The organism is Vogesella facilis (assembly GCF_042648525.1).
Taxonomy (GTDB): Bacteria; Pseudomonadota; Gammaproteobacteria; order Burkholderiales; family Chromobacteriaceae; genus Vogesella; species Vogesella facilis.
In genome coordinates this window covers 416,234-435,638 of record NZ_JBHRXN010000031.1, presented here as the reverse complement: position 1 = coordinate 435,638, position 19,405 = coordinate 416,234, and the positions used below count along the sequence as shown (strand labels likewise).

General features: G+C 64.0%; 14 protein-coding genes. 7 read left to right on the top strand and 7 right to left on the bottom strand.

Annotated elements, in window-relative coordinates; genetic code table 11:
- Positions 1-22 precede the first annotated feature (22 nt).
- Together recJ and ACFOLG_RS13200 are read right to left on the bottom strand one after the other, a co-directional pair.
- Positions 23-1,711, bottom strand: coding sequence for a single-stranded-DNA-specific exonuclease RecJ (gene recJ / locus ACFOLG_RS13205; protein WP_386092598.1), 1,689 nt, complete (start codon positions 1,709-1,711; stop codon positions 23-25).
- Complete coding sequence (locus ACFOLG_RS13200) at positions 1,708-2,718, bottom strand: hypothetical protein (protein WP_386092596.1); 1,011 nt, start codon at positions 2,716-2,718, stop codon at positions 1,708-1,710. The genes recJ and ACFOLG_RS13200 overlap by 4 nt, the downstream gene beginning before the upstream one ends.
- Positions 2,719-2,991: 273 nt before the next feature.
- Between ACFOLG_RS13200 and ACFOLG_RS13195 the strand changes: the two genes are divergently transcribed.
- From ACFOLG_RS13195 to ACFOLG_RS13170, 6 genes are all read left to right on the top strand, one after another.
- Positions 2,992-4,329, top strand: coding sequence for a peptidoglycan DD-metalloendopeptidase family protein (locus ACFOLG_RS13195; protein ID WP_386092594.1), 1,338 nt, complete (start codon positions 2,992-2,994; stop codon positions 4,327-4,329).
- Positions 4,330-4,382: 53 nt separating this feature from the next.
- Positions 4,383-5,492, top strand: coding sequence for an anhydro-N-acetylmuramic acid kinase (locus tag ACFOLG_RS13190; protein WP_386092592.1), 1,110 nt, complete (start codon positions 4,383-4,385; stop codon positions 5,490-5,492).
- A gap of 94 nt (positions 5,493-5,586) precedes the next feature.
- A complete protein-coding gene (locus ACFOLG_RS13185; protein ID WP_386092590.1) occupies positions 5,587-7,887 on the top strand; it encodes a DNA translocase FtsK in 2,301 nt (766 codons plus the stop codon).
- Between the two features lie 82 nt (positions 7,888-7,969).
- Entirely contained in the window at positions 7,970-9,052 is a 1,083-nt protein-coding gene (hemH, locus tag ACFOLG_RS13180; RefSeq protein WP_386092588.1) for a ferrochelatase, read from the top strand.
- 272 nt (positions 9,053-9,324) lie between these two features.
- Positions 9,325-10,545 (top strand): branched-chain amino acid ABC transporter substrate-binding protein, encoded by a 1,221-nt coding sequence (locus ACFOLG_RS13175; RefSeq protein WP_386092586.1) that lies wholly within the window; start codon positions 9,325-9,327, stop codon positions 10,543-10,545.
- 267 nt (positions 10,546-10,812) lie between these two features.
- Positions 10,813-12,012: a branched-chain amino acid ABC transporter substrate-binding protein gene (locus tag ACFOLG_RS13170; protein ID WP_386092584.1), complete on the top strand. Its 1,200-nt coding sequence runs from the start codon at positions 10,813-10,815 to the stop codon at positions 12,010-12,012.
- A gap of 63 nt (positions 12,013-12,075) precedes the next feature.
- Here the strand turns inward: ACFOLG_RS13170 and ACFOLG_RS13165 are convergent, their stop codons facing one another.
- Entirely contained in the window at positions 12,076-12,678 is a 603-nt protein-coding gene (locus ACFOLG_RS13165) for a DJ-1/PfpI family protein (protein ID WP_386092582.1), read from the bottom strand.
- A gap of 92 nt (positions 12,679-12,770) precedes the next feature.
- On the opposite strand from ACFOLG_RS13165, the gene ACFOLG_RS13160 reads away from it, so the two are divergent.
- Positions 12,771-14,105 (top strand): aminotransferase-like domain-containing protein, encoded by a 1,335-nt coding sequence (locus ACFOLG_RS13160; RefSeq protein ID WP_386092581.1) that lies wholly within the window; start codon positions 12,771-12,773, stop codon positions 14,103-14,105.
- Between the two features lie 92 nt (positions 14,106-14,197).
- Here ACFOLG_RS13160 and ACFOLG_RS13155 read toward each other — a convergent pair whose 3' ends face one another.
- The 4 genes from ACFOLG_RS13155 to asd all read right to left on the bottom strand — a co-directional run bounded on the left by ACFOLG_RS13155 (position 14,198) and on the right by asd (position 19,163).
- Positions 14,198-15,205: a helix-turn-helix domain-containing protein gene (locus ACFOLG_RS13155; protein WP_386092579.1), complete on the bottom strand. Its 1,008-nt coding sequence runs from the start codon at positions 15,203-15,205 to the stop codon at positions 14,198-14,200.
- A gap of 527 nt (positions 15,206-15,732) precedes the next feature.
- Positions 15,733-16,509 carry an SDR family NAD(P)-dependent oxidoreductase gene (locus ACFOLG_RS13150; protein WP_386092577.1) on the bottom strand — a complete coding sequence of 259 codons (777 nt, stop codon included), beginning with the start codon at positions 16,507-16,509 and terminating at the stop codon, positions 15,733-15,735.
- Positions 16,510-16,526: 17 nt separating this feature from the next.
- Positions 16,527-17,918 (bottom strand): purine-cytosine permease family protein, encoded by a 1,392-nt coding sequence (locus ACFOLG_RS13145; RefSeq protein WP_386092575.1) that lies wholly within the window; start codon positions 17,916-17,918, stop codon positions 16,527-16,529.
- 396 nt (positions 17,919-18,314) lie between these two features.
- Positions 18,315-19,163 (bottom strand): archaetidylserine decarboxylase, encoded by an 849-nt coding sequence (gene asd, locus ACFOLG_RS13140; RefSeq protein ID WP_386092573.1) that lies wholly within the window; start codon positions 19,161-19,163, stop codon positions 18,315-18,317.
- Positions 19,164-19,405 lie beyond the last annotated feature (242 nt).

Below are 19,405 nucleotides of genomic sequence, written 5' to 3'. Positions count from 1 at the left end.
CGCCGCGGCGCCAGCCGGCCGGTCATGCCGGCTGCCAGTGCTGGATGTAGATCTGCAGTTCCTTGCGGCCCTGCCATTCATTGGCCGCCAGCTGGTACACCGCGTCCACTTGCTGCGGCAGCCAGTCGGCATGGTTGAACAGCATGCCGTCGCACTCCACCTGGCCTTTGGCCAGCCGCAGCTTGAGGTGCTTGCCGCCCACCAGCCGCTGGCTGACGATGTGGAAGCGGTCGTTGAAGGTGGGCGGCGGGAAGCCCTGCCCCCACACTTCTGCAGCCAACGTTTCGGCGATTTCCAGGCACAGCTCGCGCGGCTGCAGGCTGCCGTCGGTTTCCCACACCCGCGTCAATGCCGACTCCGCCAGCAGCTGGCGCGCCACACGCTCGAACGCCTGCTGGAAGGCGGCGAAGTCCTGCTCGCGGATGGTCAGACCGGCGGCCATGGCGTGGCCGCCGAATTTCAGCAGCAGGCCGTCGTGGCGCTTGGACACCATGTCCAGCGCATCGCGCAGGTGGAAGCCGGGAATCGAGCGGCCGGAGCCCTTGATCTCGCCATCGTCGCCGGGGGCGAACACGATGGACGGCCGGTGGTAGCGCTCCTTCAGCCGCGACGCCACCAGCCCCACCACGCCCTGATGCCAGTCGTCGCGGTACAGCGTCAGCGTGTAATGGTTGGCCGCATCGATGCCCGACAGCACCGTCAGCGCCTCGTCCTGCATGCCGTGCTCGATGGCGCGGCGCTCGCGGTTGAGGCGGTCCAGCTCCTGCGCCAGCGGCGTGGCGGCCTCCTCGCTGGCCGACAGCAGGCAGGCGATGCCCAGGCTCATGTCGTCCAGCCGGCCGGCGGCATTCAGCCGCGGGCCGATGGTGAAGCCGAGGTCGAAGGCGTTGGCCTTGTGCGCCGCGCGGCCGGCAATGCGGAACAGCGCGGCAATGCCCGGCGCCAGGCGGCCGGCGCGCATGCGGCGCAGGCCGGCGTCCACCAGGATGCGGTTGTTGCGGTCCAGCTTCACCACGTCGGCCACGGTGCCCAGCGCCACGATGTCCAGCAGCTCGCCCAGGTTCGGTTCAGCGCCATTGGCGAACGCGCCGCGCTGGCGCATCTCCGCGCGCACCGCCATCAGCACGTAGAACATCACCCCGACGCCGGCCAGATGCTTGGAGGCGAACTCGCAGCCCGGCTGGTTGGGATTGACGATCAGCGCCTCCGGCAGCGTGTCGCCCGGCAGGTGGTGGTCGGTGATCAGCACCTCGATGCCGCGCGCACGCGCCGCTTCCACCCCGGCCACGCTGGCGATGCCATTGTCGACGGTAACGATGATGTCCGGCTGCTGCTGTGCGGCCAACGTTACGATCTCCGGCGTCAGGCCATAGCCGTACTCGAAGCGGTTGGGCACGATGAAATCGATGCGCGCGCCCAGCAGCGCCAGGCCGCGCACCGCCACCGTGCAGGCGGTGGCGCCATCGGCGTCGTAGTCGGCCACCACCAGCAGGCGCTGGCCGGCGGCGATGGCGTCGGCCAGCCGGCGCGCCATCGCTTCGATGTTCTTCAGGCCCTGGAACGGCAGCAGGCCCTTGAGGGCGTAGTCCACCTCGGCGGCATCGGCCACGCCGCGGGCGGCATACAGCCGCGCCAGCAGCGGCGGTACGCCTTGTTGATCCAGTTGTTGCAACAGTTGCGGCGGGCAGGATCGGGTAAGAATCTGGCTCATTGCGGGTACAGGTCGCCCAGCGCGTGCGGGCGTTTCCAGAAGCGCCACAGGTCGCTGGGGCGCAGGGTGAGGGTAAAGCCGGCGTCGCCGTGGCAGCGCACGGTCAGCTCGGTAAGGCGGCGTTGTTTCAGCGCGGCCAGCAGCGGCGCGAACCAGTCGCGCTCCAGTTGCTGCAGCCCCTCGCGCCAGCCCCAGGCATCGCGGAACTGCGCGGCGGCTTCCACCGTGTCCAGCTGCACCAGCACGTCGCCGCTGGCATCCAGGCCGCTGAAGGCGAACGGCGCCAGTTCGGCCGGCTTGCCGGCGGCCGCGGCCAGGCCCTGCCACATGGCGTCGGCGGCCAGCAGCTGGTCGTGGCGCAAGGTTGGCCGCAGGCTTTCGTCGCCCTGCTCACCCCACAGCCACACGCTGTTGACCGCCACTTCGCCGCGCGCCTCGCGCGCATCGTTCACCGGGTGGGTGTACAGCAGCATCTGCAGCTCGTTCAGGTAGCGGCTCCACAGCATACCGTTGCCGCCACGCGGCAGGTGGCGGTTGATGTCGTTGCCGATCACGTCCGGCAGTGCGGAAAACTCGGCGCCGCTGGCGGCCGGCAGCGACAGGAACCAGCGCTGCGGGCTGGGGGCATGGAACACGAAGCCGTCTTCGGCAAACAGCTGGTTGAGGCTGGCCACCAGGGCATCGGCCTCCTGCTGCGACAAATTCATGATGCCGACATCGCCGAGCAGCGCGCGGTCGCGGTCGACGCGCAGGTTCACCGGGTCGGCCACCAGCCAGTGGCGGCCGGCGCTCTCCAGCCCGCTGGCAGCGGCCAGGTCGGCGGCCAGCGCCAGGCGCGGCAGGCCGAAGGTTTGCTGCAGCAGCGCGCTGGCGCTGGCCGCCTGCGGCTGACGTTGGCCGCGTGCCAGCAGGGTCGCCAGCGCCGGCAGCGGCAGGTTCTTGCTTACTTCGCGGCCATCGTGGGCATCCAGCCAGGTCAGGCCGGGAATGATCAGAGTCAGTTTCATTGCGGGCTTGGCGTTAACGCCGTAATTGTTTTTGGGCAAAATATATTTTTCGGATGAGGAAACTCGCCGCCAGCTTTGCCAGTCTTGGGAAGTTGCTGGCCACATGGGCAGTAGCTCATTGATTTGTCAGCAATTTCTGTTTACAGCCGGCGCCGGCTTTTGATAGCATCGCCCACTTTGCAATTTCCTGCCAGAAAGCCACCCGCTTTCAGGCAAAACCGGCGACAGAAACGTACATATCGGCACGCCTATGCCAACCGGGTATGAGAGAACATGAATTATCGCAAACTGCTGCAACTACCGCAAAAATGGACATCCCGCGTGGTGAACAGCCACGCCGTCTGGCTGGGCGCCATCGCCAGCCTGCCCTTCATGGGCGTGTTGACCGCGGTGGCGGTGACACAGGGTAACAGCCCGGAGGCCAAGCAGCCGCCGCTACAGCAGCATGTCACCGAAGCGCTGGCGCTGCCGCCGCTGCAGCTGGCCGCCAGCAACACCGTGCGCTACTGGCGCGACGAAGCGGTGCAGCGCGGCGATACCATCGCCCGCCTGCTGAACCGTCTGGGCGTGCGCGACAGCGACGCCACCCGCTTCATCCTGTCCAGCCCGCTGTCGCGCGACCTGCTCAAGCTCAAGACCGGCGCCACGCTATCGGTGGAGCTGAACGACCAGGGCGAGCTGTTCGGCCTGCGCTTCCTCAACGACGACGAGAACGGCGAAAGCGTGCTGGTGGCCATCGAGAAGGTGGGCGATACCTGGCAGGCCAGCGCCGATGCACCGCACACCGAGGCGATGCAGACCGTGCGCGCGGTGGAAATCACCAGCAGTGCCAGCGGCGCGCTGGCGCAGGCCGGGGTGCCGGTAGAGGTGCGCACCCAGCTGAACGAGATCTTCTCCGACCAGTTCGAGCTGTCCAGCATGAAGCGCGGCGACAAGATCAACCTGGTGTACGAGACCCTGCTGTACAACGGCGCTCCGCTCACCACCGGCAACATCCTGGCGGTGGAAATCGAGCGCAGCGGCACGCAGTACCAGGCGTACTACTTTGCCCATGACAGCGAATCCGGCGCCTATTACGACGCCGCCGGCAAGCCGCTGAAAAAAGGTTTCAACCTGCAGCCGGTGGCCGGCGCACGCATCAGCTCCGGCTTCGGCATGCGCTTCCACCCGGTGCTGCACGCGCTGCGCATGCACCAGGGCATCGACTACGCCGCCGGCACCGGCACGCCGATCCTGGCACCGTCCGACGCCACCGTGGACGCCGTCGAGCAGCAGAACGGCTACGGCAATGTGGTGATCCTGCGCCACAGCAACAAGCTCACCACGCTGTATGCGCACATGAGCCGCTTCCAGTCCGGGCTGAAGGCCGGCAGCAAGGTCAAGGCCGGCGAGGTGATCGGCTATGTCGGCACCACCGGCCGTTCCACCGGCCCGCACCTGCACATGGAGGTGCGCATCAATGGCCAGGCGGTCGACCCGGCCACCACCGCACTGCCGACCCGCGAGCTGGCCAGCAGCGAGCGCTTGGCCTTCGCCAAGCAGAGCGTTAAGCTGGCGGCCAACCTCAAGCTGCTCAGGGACATCCCGGTCAACGTGGCGCAACTGGATTAATCCGGCAGCCCCCCCCCGACAACCCTGGCAGCGCACTCCTGCCAGGGTTTTTCATGTCTGAAATCTTTATCGGTTTGATGTCCGGCACCAGCCTGGACGGTGTCGACGCCGTGGTGGCACGCTTTGATGGCAGCCGCATGCAGCTGCTGGGCGAGGCCTTCGTGCCCTACCCGGCCACCGTCTGCCAGCAGGTGCTGGCGCTGCAGCAGGTCGGCGACAACGAGCTGGAGCGCAGCGCGCGGCTGGGCAACCAGCTGGCCGCGCTGTACGCCGCCGCGGTGCAGCAAGCGCTGCAGGTCTGCAAGCTGGCCGCAGCGGACATCCGCGCCGTGGTCTGCCACGGCCAGACCATCCGCCATGCGCCGCAGGCCGGCTACACGCTACAGCTGGGCAACCACGCGCTGCTGGCTGAGCGGGTCGGCATCGATGTGATCGGCGACCTGCGCAGCCGCGACGTGGCCGCCGGCGGCCAGGGCGCACCGCTGGTGCCGGCCTTCCACCAGGCGATGTTTGCCGACGCCGCCATTCCGCGCGCCATCCTCAATATCGGCGGCATCGCCAACCTCACCCGGCTGCAACCGGATGTGCCGGTGATCGGCTTCGACACCGGGCCGGGCAATATGCTGCTGGACGCCTGGATCCGCCACCAGCGCGGCGACGGCTACGACGCCGACGGTGCCTGGGCCGCCAGCGGCCAGTGCGATACGGCTTTGCTGCGCATCCTGCTGGCCGAGCCGTATTTTGCCGCCGAACTGCCCAAGAGCACCGGCCGCGACCTGTTCAGCATGGAATGGCTGGCCGAGCGGCTGGCGCGTTACCAGCAACAGCACGGCGCCATCGCTGCGGCCAACGTGCAGGCCACGCTGCTGGCGCTGACCGCGCACAGCATCGCCGATGCCATCGCCCGCTTTGCGCCGCACACCCGCGAGCTGTACCTGTGCGGCGGCGGCGTGCGCAATGGCGCGCTGTGCCGGCTGTTGGCCGCATTGCTGCCGCAGCTGCACATCGCCGCCACCGATGAACTGGGCCTGCCAGCGCAGCAGGTCGAGGCGGCGGCGTTTGCCTGGCTGGGGCAGCGCTTCTGCCAGCGTGCCGCCGGCAACCTGCCGGAGGTCACCGGTGCCGCCGGCCTGCGCGTGCTGGGCGCGCTGTATCCGCGCTAGCGGCGACACTTCCGTACGGCAAACGCGCGGCGGCAATAAAAGCCGCGCATTTGCCGATATAATGCGCGGCTGACACCCTACTTATTCAAAATCAATGCGCCTGTTCAAGCGTAAAGCCGTCGTCCGCAACACCCAACCGCTGCCACCAAAACTCGCCGGACTGATCCGCGAGGCCTGGTGGCTGCTGCTGGCGGTATCCGCCGTGTACCTGGTGCTGACGCTGGCGAGCTACTCCTCCGCCGACCCGTCCTGGTCGCACAGCTCGGCCGACCCCACCATCCGCAACTACGGCGGCGTGTTCGGCGCCTGGATGGCCGACATTCTGCTGTACCTGTTCGGCTACTCGGCCTGGCTGCTGGTCGGCTTCTGCCTGTTTGCCATCGTATGGGGCTACCGCCGCATCGAACAGACCGACTTCGACGAGGGCCCGCTGACCTGGCCGGCGCTGATCGGCTTTCTGCTCACCCTGATCGGCTTTGCCAGCCTGGAATACCTGGTACTGGGCGGCAAACTGCTGTCGCTGCCGGCCGGCGCCGGCGGCCTGCTGGGCAAGACGCTGGGCAACGGCGCCGCGCACGCCTTCGGCGCCACCGGCGCCAGCCTGTTGCTATTGGTGCTGGCCGCCATCGGCATTTCGCTGTTTACCGGGCTGTCCTGGCTCAACCTGATGGAACGCATCGGCGGCGTGCTGGAAGACGGCGTGCTGCGCAGCTGGCAGGCATGGCAGGCGCGCCGCGACCGCGAGATCGGCCGCGAGGTGGCGCAGCAGCGCGAAGAGAAAGTCGTCAGCGAGAAGAAAAAGATCGAGGAAAAACCGCCGGTGCGCATCGAGTCGCCGGTGCTGGAAGTACCGGTATCGCCCAAGGCCGTGAAGCCGGTGCAGCAGTCGCTGTTTGCCGCGCCGGGTGACGACGCGCTGCCGGGACTGGCGCTGTTGGCCGCACCGAAGGAACAGGCCGAGCCGGTGTCCGCCGAGACGGTGGAGTACACCTCGCGCCTGATCGAACGCAAGCTGGCGGATTTCGGCGTGGACGTGAAGGTGATCGCCGCCTACCCCGGCCCGGTGATCACCCGCTACGAGATCGAGCCGGCAGTGGGGGTGAAAGGCGCGCAGATCGTCAACCTGATGAAGGATCTGGCGCGCGCGCTGAGTCTGGTGTCGATCCGCGTGGTGGAAACTATTCCCGGCAAGACCTATATGGGCCTGGAGCTGCCAAATCCGAAACGCCAGATCGTACGCCTGTCGGAAATCGTCGGCTCGGAAGGCTACCAGAACATGGGCTCGCGGCTGGCGATGGCACTGGGCAAGGACATCGCCGGCCAGCCGGTGTCCGCCGACCTGGCCAAGATGCCGCACGTGCTGGTGGCCGGCACCACCGGCTCCGGTAAATCGGTAGCCATCAACGCCATGATCCTGTCGGTGCTGTACAAGGCCACGCCGAAGGAAGCGCGCCTGATCATGGTGGACCCGAAGATGCTGGAACTGTCGGTGTATGAAGGCATTCCGCACCTGCTGGCGCCGGTGGTTACCGACATGAAGCAGGCAGCCAACGCCTTGAACTGGTGCGTGGGCGAGATGGAGCGCCGCTACCGGCTGATGTCCAAGCTGGGCGTACGCAACCTCGCCGGCTTCAACCAGAAGATCCGTGACGCCGAGAAGAGCGGCGAGAAGATCCCCAACCCGTTCAGCCTGACGCCGGACATGCCGGAGCCGCTGGATACCCTGCCGCTGATCGTGGTGGTGATCGACGAGCTGGCCGACCTGATGATGGTGGCCGGCAAGAAGATTGAGGAGCTGATCGCCCGCCTGGCGCAGAAGGCGCGCGCCGCTGGCATCCATTTGATTCTGGCCACGCAGCGGCCATCGGTGGACGTGATCACCGGTCTGATCAAGGCCAACATCCCGACCCGCATCGCCTTCCAGGTGTCCAGCAAGATCGACAGCCGCACCATTCTCGACCAGATGGGCGCCGAGACCCTGCTCGGCCAGGGCGACATGCTGTACCTGCCGCCGGGCACCGGCTACCCGCTGCGCGTGCACGGCGCCTTCGTCGCCGACGATGAGGTGCACCAGGTGGTGGAGTTCCTCAAGACCACCGGCGAGCCGGACTACGTCGACGGCATCCTCAGCGGCACCAGCGAAGGCGAGGATGGCGCGGTGGAAGGCGGTATCGCGGGCGGCGCTGGCGACGGCGAGGCCGACCCGCTGTACGACGAGGCGGTGGCCATCGTGCTCAAGACGCGCAAGGCCTCGATCTCCTCGGTGCAGCGCCAGCTGCGCATCGGCTACAACCGCGCCGCGCGGCTGATCGAGCAGATGGAAGCCAGCGGCATCGTGTCGGCGATGGAAACCAACGGCAACCGCTCGGTGCTGGTGCCGGCACGCGAAGAATGATACGCACGGCAGCGCGCCCCGGCCCGCTGCCGTTTTTACTTGCGGCCAACGTTGGCCGCAACGCAACCGTAAGCCGATACCCATGCCCCACTACCTGACCGAACCGGCATTCAATCACGGCTACACGCCGAAAACCGGCGTGCTGCTGCTGAACCTGGGCACCCCGGAGGCGCCCACCGCCAAGGCACTGCGCCCCTACCTGAAACAGTTTCTGTCCGACCGCCGCGTGGTGGAGATTCCGCGGGCCGTCTGGTGGCTGATCCTCAACGGCATCATCCTCAACCTGCGGCCGAAGCAGAGCGCCGAGAAGTACGCCAGCATCTGGAGCCAGGAAGGCTCGCCGCTGCTGGTGCACACCCGCAAGCAGGCCAGTCTGCTCAAGGGCCTGCTGGGCATGCAGGGGCAGCAGCTGGTGGTGGACTTCGCCATGCGTTACGGCAACCCGGCGGTGGAGGATGTCATCCAGCGCATGCGTGCCCAGGGCGTGGAGCGCCTGCTGGTACTGCCGCTGTACCCGCAGTACGCGGCATCGTCCAGCGGCACCGCGCTGGACGCGGTATTCCGCACGCTGCTGAAGATGCGCAACATGCCGGAGCTGCGCACCATCCGCCATTACCACGACCAGCCGGGCTATATCGCCGCGCTGGCCGCCAGCGTGCGCGAGCACTGGCAGAAGAACGGCCGCGGCGACAAGCTGGTGATGAGCTTTCACGGCGTGCCGCGCTACACGCTGGACAAGGGAGACCCCTACCACTGCGAGTGTCTGAAGACCGGCCGCCTGCTGGCCGAGGCGCTGGAATTGTCCGGCGACGACTATGTGGTGAGCTTCCAGAGCCGCTTTGGCAAGGCGGAATGGCTCAAGCCTTACACCTTCGATGTCCTCCGTTCGCTTGCGAAACAAGGCGTTGGCAAAATAGACACGATTTGTCCGGGCTTCGCCGGCGACTGCCTTGAAACGCTGGAAGAAATCGCCATCGAGGGCAAGGAGCTATTCCTTACCAGTGGCGGCAAGGATTATCGCTATATCCCGTGTCTCAACGAGCGCCCGGACTGGATTGCCGCCATGGCGGAATTGGTCACGGCCAACCTCGGTGGCTGGATAGCAACACCTGACGATGCAAATATGAGACAACTCCGCGCCCGGGCCTGTGGCGCAAAACACTAAAAAAAATGGCCGGTTTTTTCACAATGGCGCACCAATCCGGGGCGCCATTGTTCGTTTCTGAACAGAATACTGGTGCAAGCCGATTTTCCTTGGTGCATGCGGCAATGCAGCACACCAGACTGTTACACCCGAATGTAAATACATTCTCCCGCCTGTAATTAACATTCATTGACACCCGGAAAAGGGCCTCCGCATAATCGCCGCAACTGCTCATCCACAAGATGCCAAGCAGGTTTACCAAGTCACAGACTTAAGATCAGGGGAAACACAAGATGAATAAATTTGCTCGTCTGAGCCTTTTTGCAGCTGCCGCCATCGCACTGACCGCTTGCGGTAACAAAGAACAAGCACCGGCAGGCGAAGCCTCCGCTGCAGCTGCCAGCACCGGCGGTGACACCGTGGTGAAAATCGGCCAGGTATCGCCGATGACCGGTCCGATCGCCCACCTGGGTAAGGACAACGAGTTTGGCGCCAAGCTGGCCATCGAAGACCTGAACGCCGAAGGCGTTGAGATTGGCGGCAAGAAAGTTAAATTCGAACTGGTTTCCGAAGACGACCAGGCCGACCCGAAAATCGGTACCCAGGTTGCCCAGCGTCTGGTTGATGCCGGCGTTGTCGGCGTTGTCGGCCACCTGAACTCCGGCACCACCATCCCGGCTTCCAAGATCTACTCCGACGCCGGTCTGCCGCAGATCTCCCCGTCCGCCACCAACCCGGACTACACCAAGCAAGGCTACAAGACCACCTTCCGCGTTATCGCCAACGACGTACAACAGGGTAAGGCCCTGGGCGAATTCGCAGTTGACGGCCTGAAAGCCAAGAAAGTGGCCATCATCGATGACCGCACTGCTTACGGCCAAGGTCTGGCAGACGAGTTCGAAAAAGCCGTTAAAGGCAAGGGCTCCTCGGTTGTGAAGCGCGAATTCACCACCAACACCGCCACCGACTTCAACGCCATTCTGACCTCCATCAAGGCTTCCCAGCCGGACGTGATCTTCTACGGCGGTATGGACGCACAAGCTGGCCCGCTGGCCAAGCAGATGCAGCGTCTGGGCCTCAAAGCCAAGCTGATGGGTGGCGACGGCTGGCAGACTCCGGAATTCGTGAAGCTGGCTGGTGAAGCTTCCGAAGGCCAGTACGCATCCAGCTGCGGCGTGCCGCGCGACAAGATGCCGGGTTTCGCTGCCTTCAACGACAAGTTCAAGGCCAAGTTCAACACCGAAGTACAGATCTACGCTCCGTACGAGTACGACGCAGTTCGTGTACTGGTTGACGCCATGAAGCGCGCCGGCTCCACCGACCCGAAAACCTACCTGGCTGAAGTTGGCAAAACCAACTACACCGGCGTAACCGGCCAGATCGCCTTCGACGAGAAGGGTGACATCAAGAACGGCGCGGTAACCGTGTACCAGGTTAAAGGCGGCAAGTGGGAAGTGGTTTCCACCGTTGGCGGCCCGGCTGCTGCTGCAGCACCGGCTTCCGCAGCCAACTAAGCACTGGCTTGTACCCAAAACGGCACCGCAAGGTGCCGTTTTTGTTTTTGTATCGGCTTGCACATCCGTAATCGCCTCGCTACCATGTTGCAGTGCGATGTCGATTGTATCCTTTCGATATTCCCCCTTCCGGCAGACCCACCACCCTTGGGTTGCCGCCGGATTCTGTAGTATCGCGCGCCCCAACAGGGCGGCCGACCGCTGACCAAGATCACCAGAAACCAATAATTTAATGCTCCCATGCAGGAGCAGGGACCGGCTTTACCTATGAAAATCGCAAATTTTGCCCTGGCCGCCGCTACGGCTGCCACCCTCGCCGCTTGCGGCAACTCCCAGCAATCCGCCAGCCAGGAAGCCAGCGCCGCCGCCCCGGCTGCCGCCGGCAAAGTGGTACGCATCGGCTCGGCCAACCCGCTGACCGGCCCGTTCGCCCACTGGGGCCGCGATGCCGATAACGGCGTCAAGCTGGCCGTGGACGAAGCCAACGCCGAAGGCCTGACCCTGGATGGTCAGAAAGTCAGCTTCGAAGTGATGTCCGAGGACGACCAGGCCGACCCGAAAGCCGCCACCCAGGTTGCGCAGCGCTTTGTCGATGGTGGCGTTGCCGCCGTTGTCGGCCACCTCACCTCCGGCGCCGCCATCCCGGCCTCCCGCATCTACAACGATGCTGGCATCCCGATGGTGGCAGGTTCAGTCACCAGCCCGAAATTCACTCAGCAGGGTTACAACAACACCTTCCGCATCATTGCCAACGATCTGCAGCAAGGCCAGGCGCTGGCCAAGTTCGCCGTGGGCGAACTGAAGGTGAAAAACGTCGCCATCATCGACGACCGCACCACTTACGGCCAGGGTCTGGCCGACGACTTTGCCAAGGCAGTGGAAGCCGCCGGCGGCAAGGTAGTGAAGCGCGAATACACTACCAACACCGCCACCGATTTCATGGCCATCCTCACCTCGCTGAAAGGCGCCAAGCCCGAGCTGCTGTTCTACGGCGGCATGGATGCCCAGGCCGGCCCGCTGGTGAAACAGATGCGCAAGCTGGGCATGGAAACCCGCTTCATGGGCGCTGACGGCGTAAATACCGCCGAGTTTGCCAAGCTGGCCGGCACCGCCGCCGAAGGCGCCTATGCCTCCAGCGCCGGCGCCTCCAAGGAACTGATGCCGGGCTTTGCCGCCTTCAACACCAAGTACAAGGCCAAGTTTGGCAGCGAGATCCAGGCCTACGCGCCGTACACCTACGACGCCGCCAAAGTGCTGATCGATGCCATGAAACGCGCCGGCTCGGCCGACCCGAAAAAATTCCTGGCCGAAGTGGGCAAGACCCAGTTGCAGGGCGTGACCGGCCCGATCGCCTTCGAAAGCAATGGCGACGTGAAGAACGGCACCGTTACCCTGTACCAGCTGCAAGGCGGCGCCTGGAAAGGCGTGATCCCTGCGGCCAACGTTGCAGCCTCCGCCGCGCAGTAAACCGGCCCGGCACGAAAAAAGCGCCTCAGCGGGCGCTTTTTTTGTTGCCGGCAGCCCAGCTGCCTAGGCCGGCAGATACGGCGCCACATGCTGCATGGCGCGCGCCACATAATCCTCCTTCTCCGCCACCGGCGCCACGTAATGCAGCGCGCCCTGCGCCGCGTCGCGCCCCAGCAGTCGGGCAATCACCCACACCGCCAGATACTGCGCGGCCAGACAGCCCCCCGCGGTGGCCACGTTGCCGTTGGCAAAGAACGGCTGATTCAGCACCGTCACGCCCGCCTCCTGCACCCAGGGCTTGCTGGTCAGGTCGGTACATGCCGCCACGTCGTGCAGCAGGCCGAGTTTCGCCAGCAGCAGCGTGCCGGAGCACTGCGCGCCCAGCAATTGCCGGGCGGGATCAAGCTGTATCTGCGCCATCAGTGCGGCATCGGCGACCACCTGCCGCGTCTGCATGCCACTGCCGACCAGCACCACATCGGCCTGGCTGGCCCCATACAGCGGGATGTGCGACTCCAGCACCACGCCATTCATCGAACGCACGCGGGGTGTCGGGCTGGCGATTGATACCCGCCAGTCCGGCTGCTTGATGCGATTCAGGATGCCCAGCGCAATCAGGGAATCGAGTTCGTTGAAACCGTCAAAGGTAAGGATAGCGATGTGCATGGAGTCGTCTTTCGGTAGCGATGGGGTTGCGACGACACAGCCTAGGCCGAATAATCAATACAATCAAAAAATTGTCATGGATACATTCCGTCATGCCACAGCCGCGCTACAAACAACTGGTGGATACGTTGGCCGCAGACATCCGCAGCGGCCGGCTACCACCCGGCACACGGCTGCCAACCCATCGCCAGCTGGCCGCCAAGCAGCGCATCGCCCTGGTAACCGCCACGCGCGTCTATGCCGAGCTTGAGGCCATGGGGCTGGTAAGCGGCGAACCCGGCCGCGGCACCTTCGTCCGCGACACCTCGCTGCCGCCCGGCCTTGGCATCGACCAGCCGTCGCTTGGCGCCGGCATGGTGGACCTCAACTTCAACAATCCGGCGCTGGCGGAGCAGAGCGCCATGCTGCGCGATGCGCTGCGCCAGCTGGCCGCCTCCGGCGATCTGGAGGCGCTGTTGCGCTACCAGCCACACGGCGGCCGCCCGCATGAGCGCGCCATCGTCGCCCGCCACCTGGCCAGCCGCGGCCTGGCGGTAAGCGGCGAGCAGACCCTGCTCGTCAGCGGCGCCCAGCACGGCCTGACGGTAACGGCCATGGCGCTGCTGCGCGCCGGCGATGTCATCGCCTGCGACGCGCTGACCTATCCCGGTTTTAAAGTGCTGGCGGAAGCCCTGCAGCTCGAGCTGCTGCCCATTCCGGCCACGGCACACGGCCCCGACCTGGCGGCCTTGGCACAGCTATGCACCCACCGCCGGGTCCGCGCCGTCTACAGCATGCCAACCCTGCACAACCCGCTGGGCTGGGTGCTGAGCGCGGCGCAGCGGCAACAGCTGGTATCGATCGCCCGCCGCCACGAGCTGCTGCTCATCGAGGATGCCGCCTACGCTTTTCTCGCGGAGCAAGCGCCGACACCGTTGGCCGCACTGGCGCCGGAACGGACCGTGTATGTATCCGGGCTATCCAAGAGCGTGGCCACCGGGCTGCGCGTCGGCTTTGTCACCGCACCGCTGCCCTGGGTCGCCGCCATCGAGCGCGCGATCCGCGCCAGCACCTGGAACACCCCCGCCGTGATGACCGCCCTCGCCTGCGGCTGGCTCGACGATGGCACCGTCACGCGGCTGGAGGCCGCCAAACGCCAGGACGCCACCAGCCGCCAGGCATTGGCTCGCCGCATCTTCGCCGGCCTGCCCTGCGTCGGCCATCCGGCGTCGTATTTCCTGTGGCTGCCGCTGGCCGAGGAGGTACGTGCCGAACAGCTGGTGGCACGGCTCGCCGCGCAGCAGGTAGCGATCGCGACGGCGGAACCGTTCGCCACCTCCGCCCAGGTTCCGCACGCGATCCGGCTGGCGCTTGGTTCCGCCCCGCCCGATGTGCTGCAACAGGCCTTGCAACAGGTGCGGCAGGCAATCGACTACTGCACGTATTGAATGCGGCCACGGCGTCGGGGCCGTTCCACCCGGCTCAGGGCGCCGCCTGCGCCGGACAACATTCGCGCGCCACGCCGTCACCGCTATTTGCCTCAATAGAAGGACGGATAGGCGACCTGCGTTTTGGCATGGCCATAGCGTTTAGATGTGGCCGAAGGCAGCTCGCCAAAAAAGGTACGATAATCGTGCGCGAAGGCGCTCAAGTGCAGAAAACCCCAACGCACGGCGGCTTCAGTCACAGACAGCCCGCACATCAAATCATGGCGCACATGATTGAGCCGTACCGCCTTGAGGTATTTTGCCGGGTTGGTCCCCACCGCACTTTCAAAGGCATACTGGATAGTACGGCGACTCAATTGCAGCTCGATGCATAGCTCGGCAATCGAAAGAAAGCATGAATCCGGATTCTGCAAAGACTGCTGGACCCGCTTAACAATTTCCCAGTTTTTGGCTGCTCGCGGTGGAGAATGCGGAGGAAACTCCGGAAAAGCAGAAACCACCTCCAAGATGCCATATAGCAGATTTCTCTCGAGCAGCGACATCCGCTCCTTATGCTGCACGGAAACGTTGGCCGCATCAGCCCGGATTGACCCAAGCGCCTGCCGCAACAACTGTCTTATATGCTCTGCGGCGGCGGGGCTTAGCTCGACCACTGGCGCCAGCAATTTTGCATACAGCGCCTGCCCAAGTCCTTGCGTCAACTCCGAGCTTAGCGAGTTAATGTCAAATTCGACATTGGCGACAATATGCCGCTCAGGTGATAAAAACTCAAAATCCGGGTAGCAGGAAAAAACATGCAGCGCATCTTTTGTGCTTTGTTCACCGCACATCCGCGAGTGCCCTTCAAGCTCCAAAGGAATGCCAATCGCCAGCCTATTTTTCGGCACCGTGCCACGCTGCAATATTTTTTTATTCAAATCCTCCACAACAAGCTGCAAGCCCCCTACCGAGGCCATGACGGACGAGCCACGGAAGATGCCGTTAGATATCTGGGTATACGACAGCCCCCACTCGGCAAACGAGCGAGCCTGATCTTCCACGTTGGCACTCACGCAGAAAGATGCACGCATGGTGGTTGGCAAGGCGTTCTGATTTTTCATGTGCGTAAAAATCGGATGCCACTTAAATTCGATAACATATTTATGGTTTCATACGACGCAATTCGTTATCTATTTACCGGTTATTTTTAATAATCCACGGCCGAATTTCCCTGCAAACATCGGCCCAAGACTACCAAACAGACCATCCATGACATATCACTTTCAAGCCGTACAGCTGTCCCGAGCTGGCAGCCCGGCTAGCCAACCGTTGCAGGCGATACTCCCTGCAAACCTATTGCAGCGCCATGCAACAAGTCATAACAGCGATCTGACACCAGAGCCAGCCAGAACAAATCCGCAACAAAAACAACCCGGCCGTCATCGGAATTGTGCGGCAAGCTGGCTACAGCCTGGCCGAGTCGCAGCCTCGCACAATGCAGCATATTAGCTTTGCCGCCCACAGCCGCCGCAATGCACCCGGCAAGTCCCACCACTACGCTAGCAATATAAAAACCAAACGCAGCAGGCATTAAAAAACGTCACCTCATTTTTTGAGGTGACGTTTATCCAAGACTGCGCGATCAAATTTAAATGGCAGAAAAGCCGTTATCGACAAACAGGTGCGTGCCATTCACGAAGCTGGATTCGTCGGAGGCCAGAAACAACGCGGCACTGGCGACTTCGTGCGGCTCGCACAACCGCCCCTGTTGCTGAATAATCGCCGCTTCGCTGACATCTACCCCCATGGCTTGCAGGTCTTGCAGCTCCTTCATGCCATGCGGCGTGCGGATAAAGCCGGGGGCAATGGCATTACAGCGGATGCCCTGGTCGCGATACTCCATCGCCACCGCCCTGGCAAACATGTGGCAAGCGCCTTTGGTGGCATCGTAGAGCACCTCGCCCGGCGTGGCGCAGACTGCAGAAATGGAAGAGGTACACACAATGCTGCCCTTGCCTTTTCTCAGCATCTGCGGCAATACCGCTTGCGTCATCAGGAACATGCTTTTGACGTTCACCCCCATCAGCCAGTCCCACTCGCTTTCCTGTATTTCCAGAAAGGGTTTCACGATCAGCGTGCCGGCATGGTTGAACAGAATGTCGGCATCGCCGTGGCGCGCCTTGATGGCTTCAACCGCCGCATTGACGTCTGCCTGCTTGGCCACGTCGGCGTAATGCGCCGATGCGACTCCGCCCTGATCGCGAATCGCCGCCGCTACCGACCTGGCCTGCTCGATATTGCGGTCGACAATCGCCACGGTGGCCCCCTCACGGGCAAAGCGCTCCGCCGCGGCGGCGCCGCAGCCGCTGGCACCACCGCTGATGATGGCGACTTTCCCAGCCAGGCGGCCTGTTGTAGTTGGCATGTTCATGTCCTGCCTGCTTAGCGAGTGGTTTCGGAAGACAAGTTGGCCGCGTCAAACACGTCCAGATGCAGCTGCTTGTTGCGGTTGACCAGGTAGTACAGCACGCCCGGAATCACCAGCGCCGGCAGCCAGGAAATATCGGTGCCGATAATCTGGTCGATGGGGCCCTTGTAGAAAGACAGCTCCATGAACGGAATCTGCGCCACCACCGCAATGGCGTAGATGGCCAGCGTATTCCAGTTCACCTTGCCGTAGATGCTGTTGACGTCATACATCGCCGGCACGCTGTAACGGCCCTTGCGGATCAGGTAGTAATCCACCAGGTTGATGGCACTCCAGGGCACCAGCACATACACCTGGCCGATCAGGATGTCGCTGAAGTAGGCGTTGAAGTTGTACTGCGCGGCAATGGCGATCACGGTCACGATAACGGCGACAATGGCCATGATGATGAACTTGGTCCACACGCCGATCTTGGTAGCGCCCTTGAAGCCGGTAAAGATGGTGGTGGTCGACATGTACGAGCTGTACAGGTTCATCACGTTCCACTCCAGCACGCCGATGATGATCACGTAGTACGCCAGCTGCGTATGCTCCGGAAACAGCTTGGCAATGGCGCTACCCGGGTCGGTGGTGACATCCATCGCCGCGGCGGCCATGATCGCCCCCAGCAGCATCACCACGGTGGAACCGACCACGATGCCCAGATAGCTGTACCAGAAAGTGGAGCGGGTAGAGATGCTGGACGGCAGGTAGCGCGAGTAATCCGCCACATAAGGGCCGGCGCCCAGGGTCCAGGAAGCAGCCTGGGTCACCACCAGGCAGAAGGTGGCAAACTTGAAGGTGCTGGCCGCTACCAGCCACATCCCGGCCGGCAGGCCTTTCTGCAGCACGAGATACGCGGCCATCAGGAAGATGACGCCGGAGATGGCGCTCATGTAGGCGCCGATCTTGTGGATCAGCTCGTAGCCGATGAAACCGACGATCAGCGTCAGTACGCCAAACAGGATGATGGCGTCGTTATCCGACACCGGCACCACCGCCTTGATGGAATCGCGCATCACCACTCCGTTGGCCGCAGTGAACAGGATGTAGGCCAGCACCACGATGGCCAGCGGCACCCCGGCGCCGATCACGCCAAACTGCGCCCGGCTTTGAATCATCTGTGGAATGCCCAGATGCGGGCCCTGCGCAGAGTGGGCCGCCATGAAAATGGAGCCGATCAGGTTGCCCAGGATCAGCCCGATGAAAGTCCAGCCAAGATTCAGCCCCGCCACCACCCCCAGCGCACCGATCACCATGGTGGTGACTTGCATGTTGGCACTACACCAAATGGTAAACAGCCGTTTGGCTGAACCATAGCGTTCATTCTCCGGAATGAACTCGACACTTCTGTTCTCGATCTCCATACCTTCCCCTATCCGGATGTCTAATGAGTATTTCCGTAAAACCGCACTCCAGCGAAAAGTTGAAGTCACGGTTTGTGAGGGAAAATCTAGGTGATGGCCAGAGCCGCCACTATCAGATATTGGCAAGGCTGGAAAAATTGTCGGGCGAACGCTGGCAGCCGACACGCCGAGCAACAACTGCCCGCCACTAGCCACCGTTACCCCGGGATACCGCGGGCGCCTGCCACGGGCCTACAGCATCGCAGGTTGCCATGCCGCATGCTCCACCCCCTGCCCGGCCGGCCTGCGGCCAACGTTACCGGCCGGGGCGGTGCGCTAGCGCACCGCCGGCGGTTCTAGCCGGCAATAAAAAAAGCGCCGACTGGCGCTTTTTTACCTCCGACAGCAACGGCTATTTCACCGTGCCATGTCGGCCATTTTCTCGCCCAGTCGCACCGGACGCGCCGGCGCCCAGTCGGCGTTGAACTGCACGGTCTGCTGCGGAAACAGCAGCACCACGGTAGAACCCAGCAGGAAGCGCCCCATCTCCTCGCCCTGGCGCAGGCGGATGGCGCCGTCGTCATAGCGCCATTCGCGGACATCGCCACTGCGCGGCGGGTTGACCACGCCATGCCAGGCCGTCGCCATGCTACCGACGATGGTGGCGCCGACCAGCACCAGCAGCATCGGGCCGTGCGCGGTCTCGAATTCGCACACCACCCGCTCGTTGCGGGCGAACAGCCCCGGCACGCCGCGGGCGGTGGTCGGGTTCACCGAGAACAGCTCACCCGGCACGTAGATCATGCGCTTGAGCGTGCCGTCGCACGGCATGTGGATGCGGTGGTAATCGCGCGGGCTGAGATAGATGGTGGCGAAATGGCCGTTGGCAAACGCGGCGGCCAGCTGGCTATCGCCGCCCACCAGCGCGGTGGTGGAATAGTGATGGCCCTTGGCCTGGAACAGCTGATCCTGCTTGATGGCGCCAAACTGGCTGATGGCGCCATCCACCGGGCAGACGAACGGCGCCGCCGCCAGCGGGCGCGCGCCCGGCTGCAAAGCGCGGGTGAAGAATTCGTTGAACGAGGCGTAGCTGGCTGGGTCCGGGTTGGCCGCTTCCGCCATGTTGACGTTGTAACGCTGGATGAAGCGGCGGATCAGCGCCGTCGTGGCGCCGCCACCCTTGGCATTGGCGATGCTGCCGGCGAAGCGGGTCAACGCCTGTTTGGGCAACAAGTACTGCGGCAATACGGCCAAGCGGTCACGCACGATTCATCCCTCGTCAAAAGCAGCCGCGCATTATAGCGGCAGCCCGGCGCCGGCGGCCAGTCGCGTTGCCCCCCCCGGCAGCAGGCCGCGGCACGCCGAGCCCGGCGGCAACGGCGCGGTGCAGACCGCGCCAAGGGCATGCCGGGGTGTGGCGCCGGCCCCGGTTGCGGCCAACGTTGGCCGCAACCGAACGGCACCATGTGCGGCAAGCCGCCCGGCGCCCTTGCCGCGAGCCGCCCCCT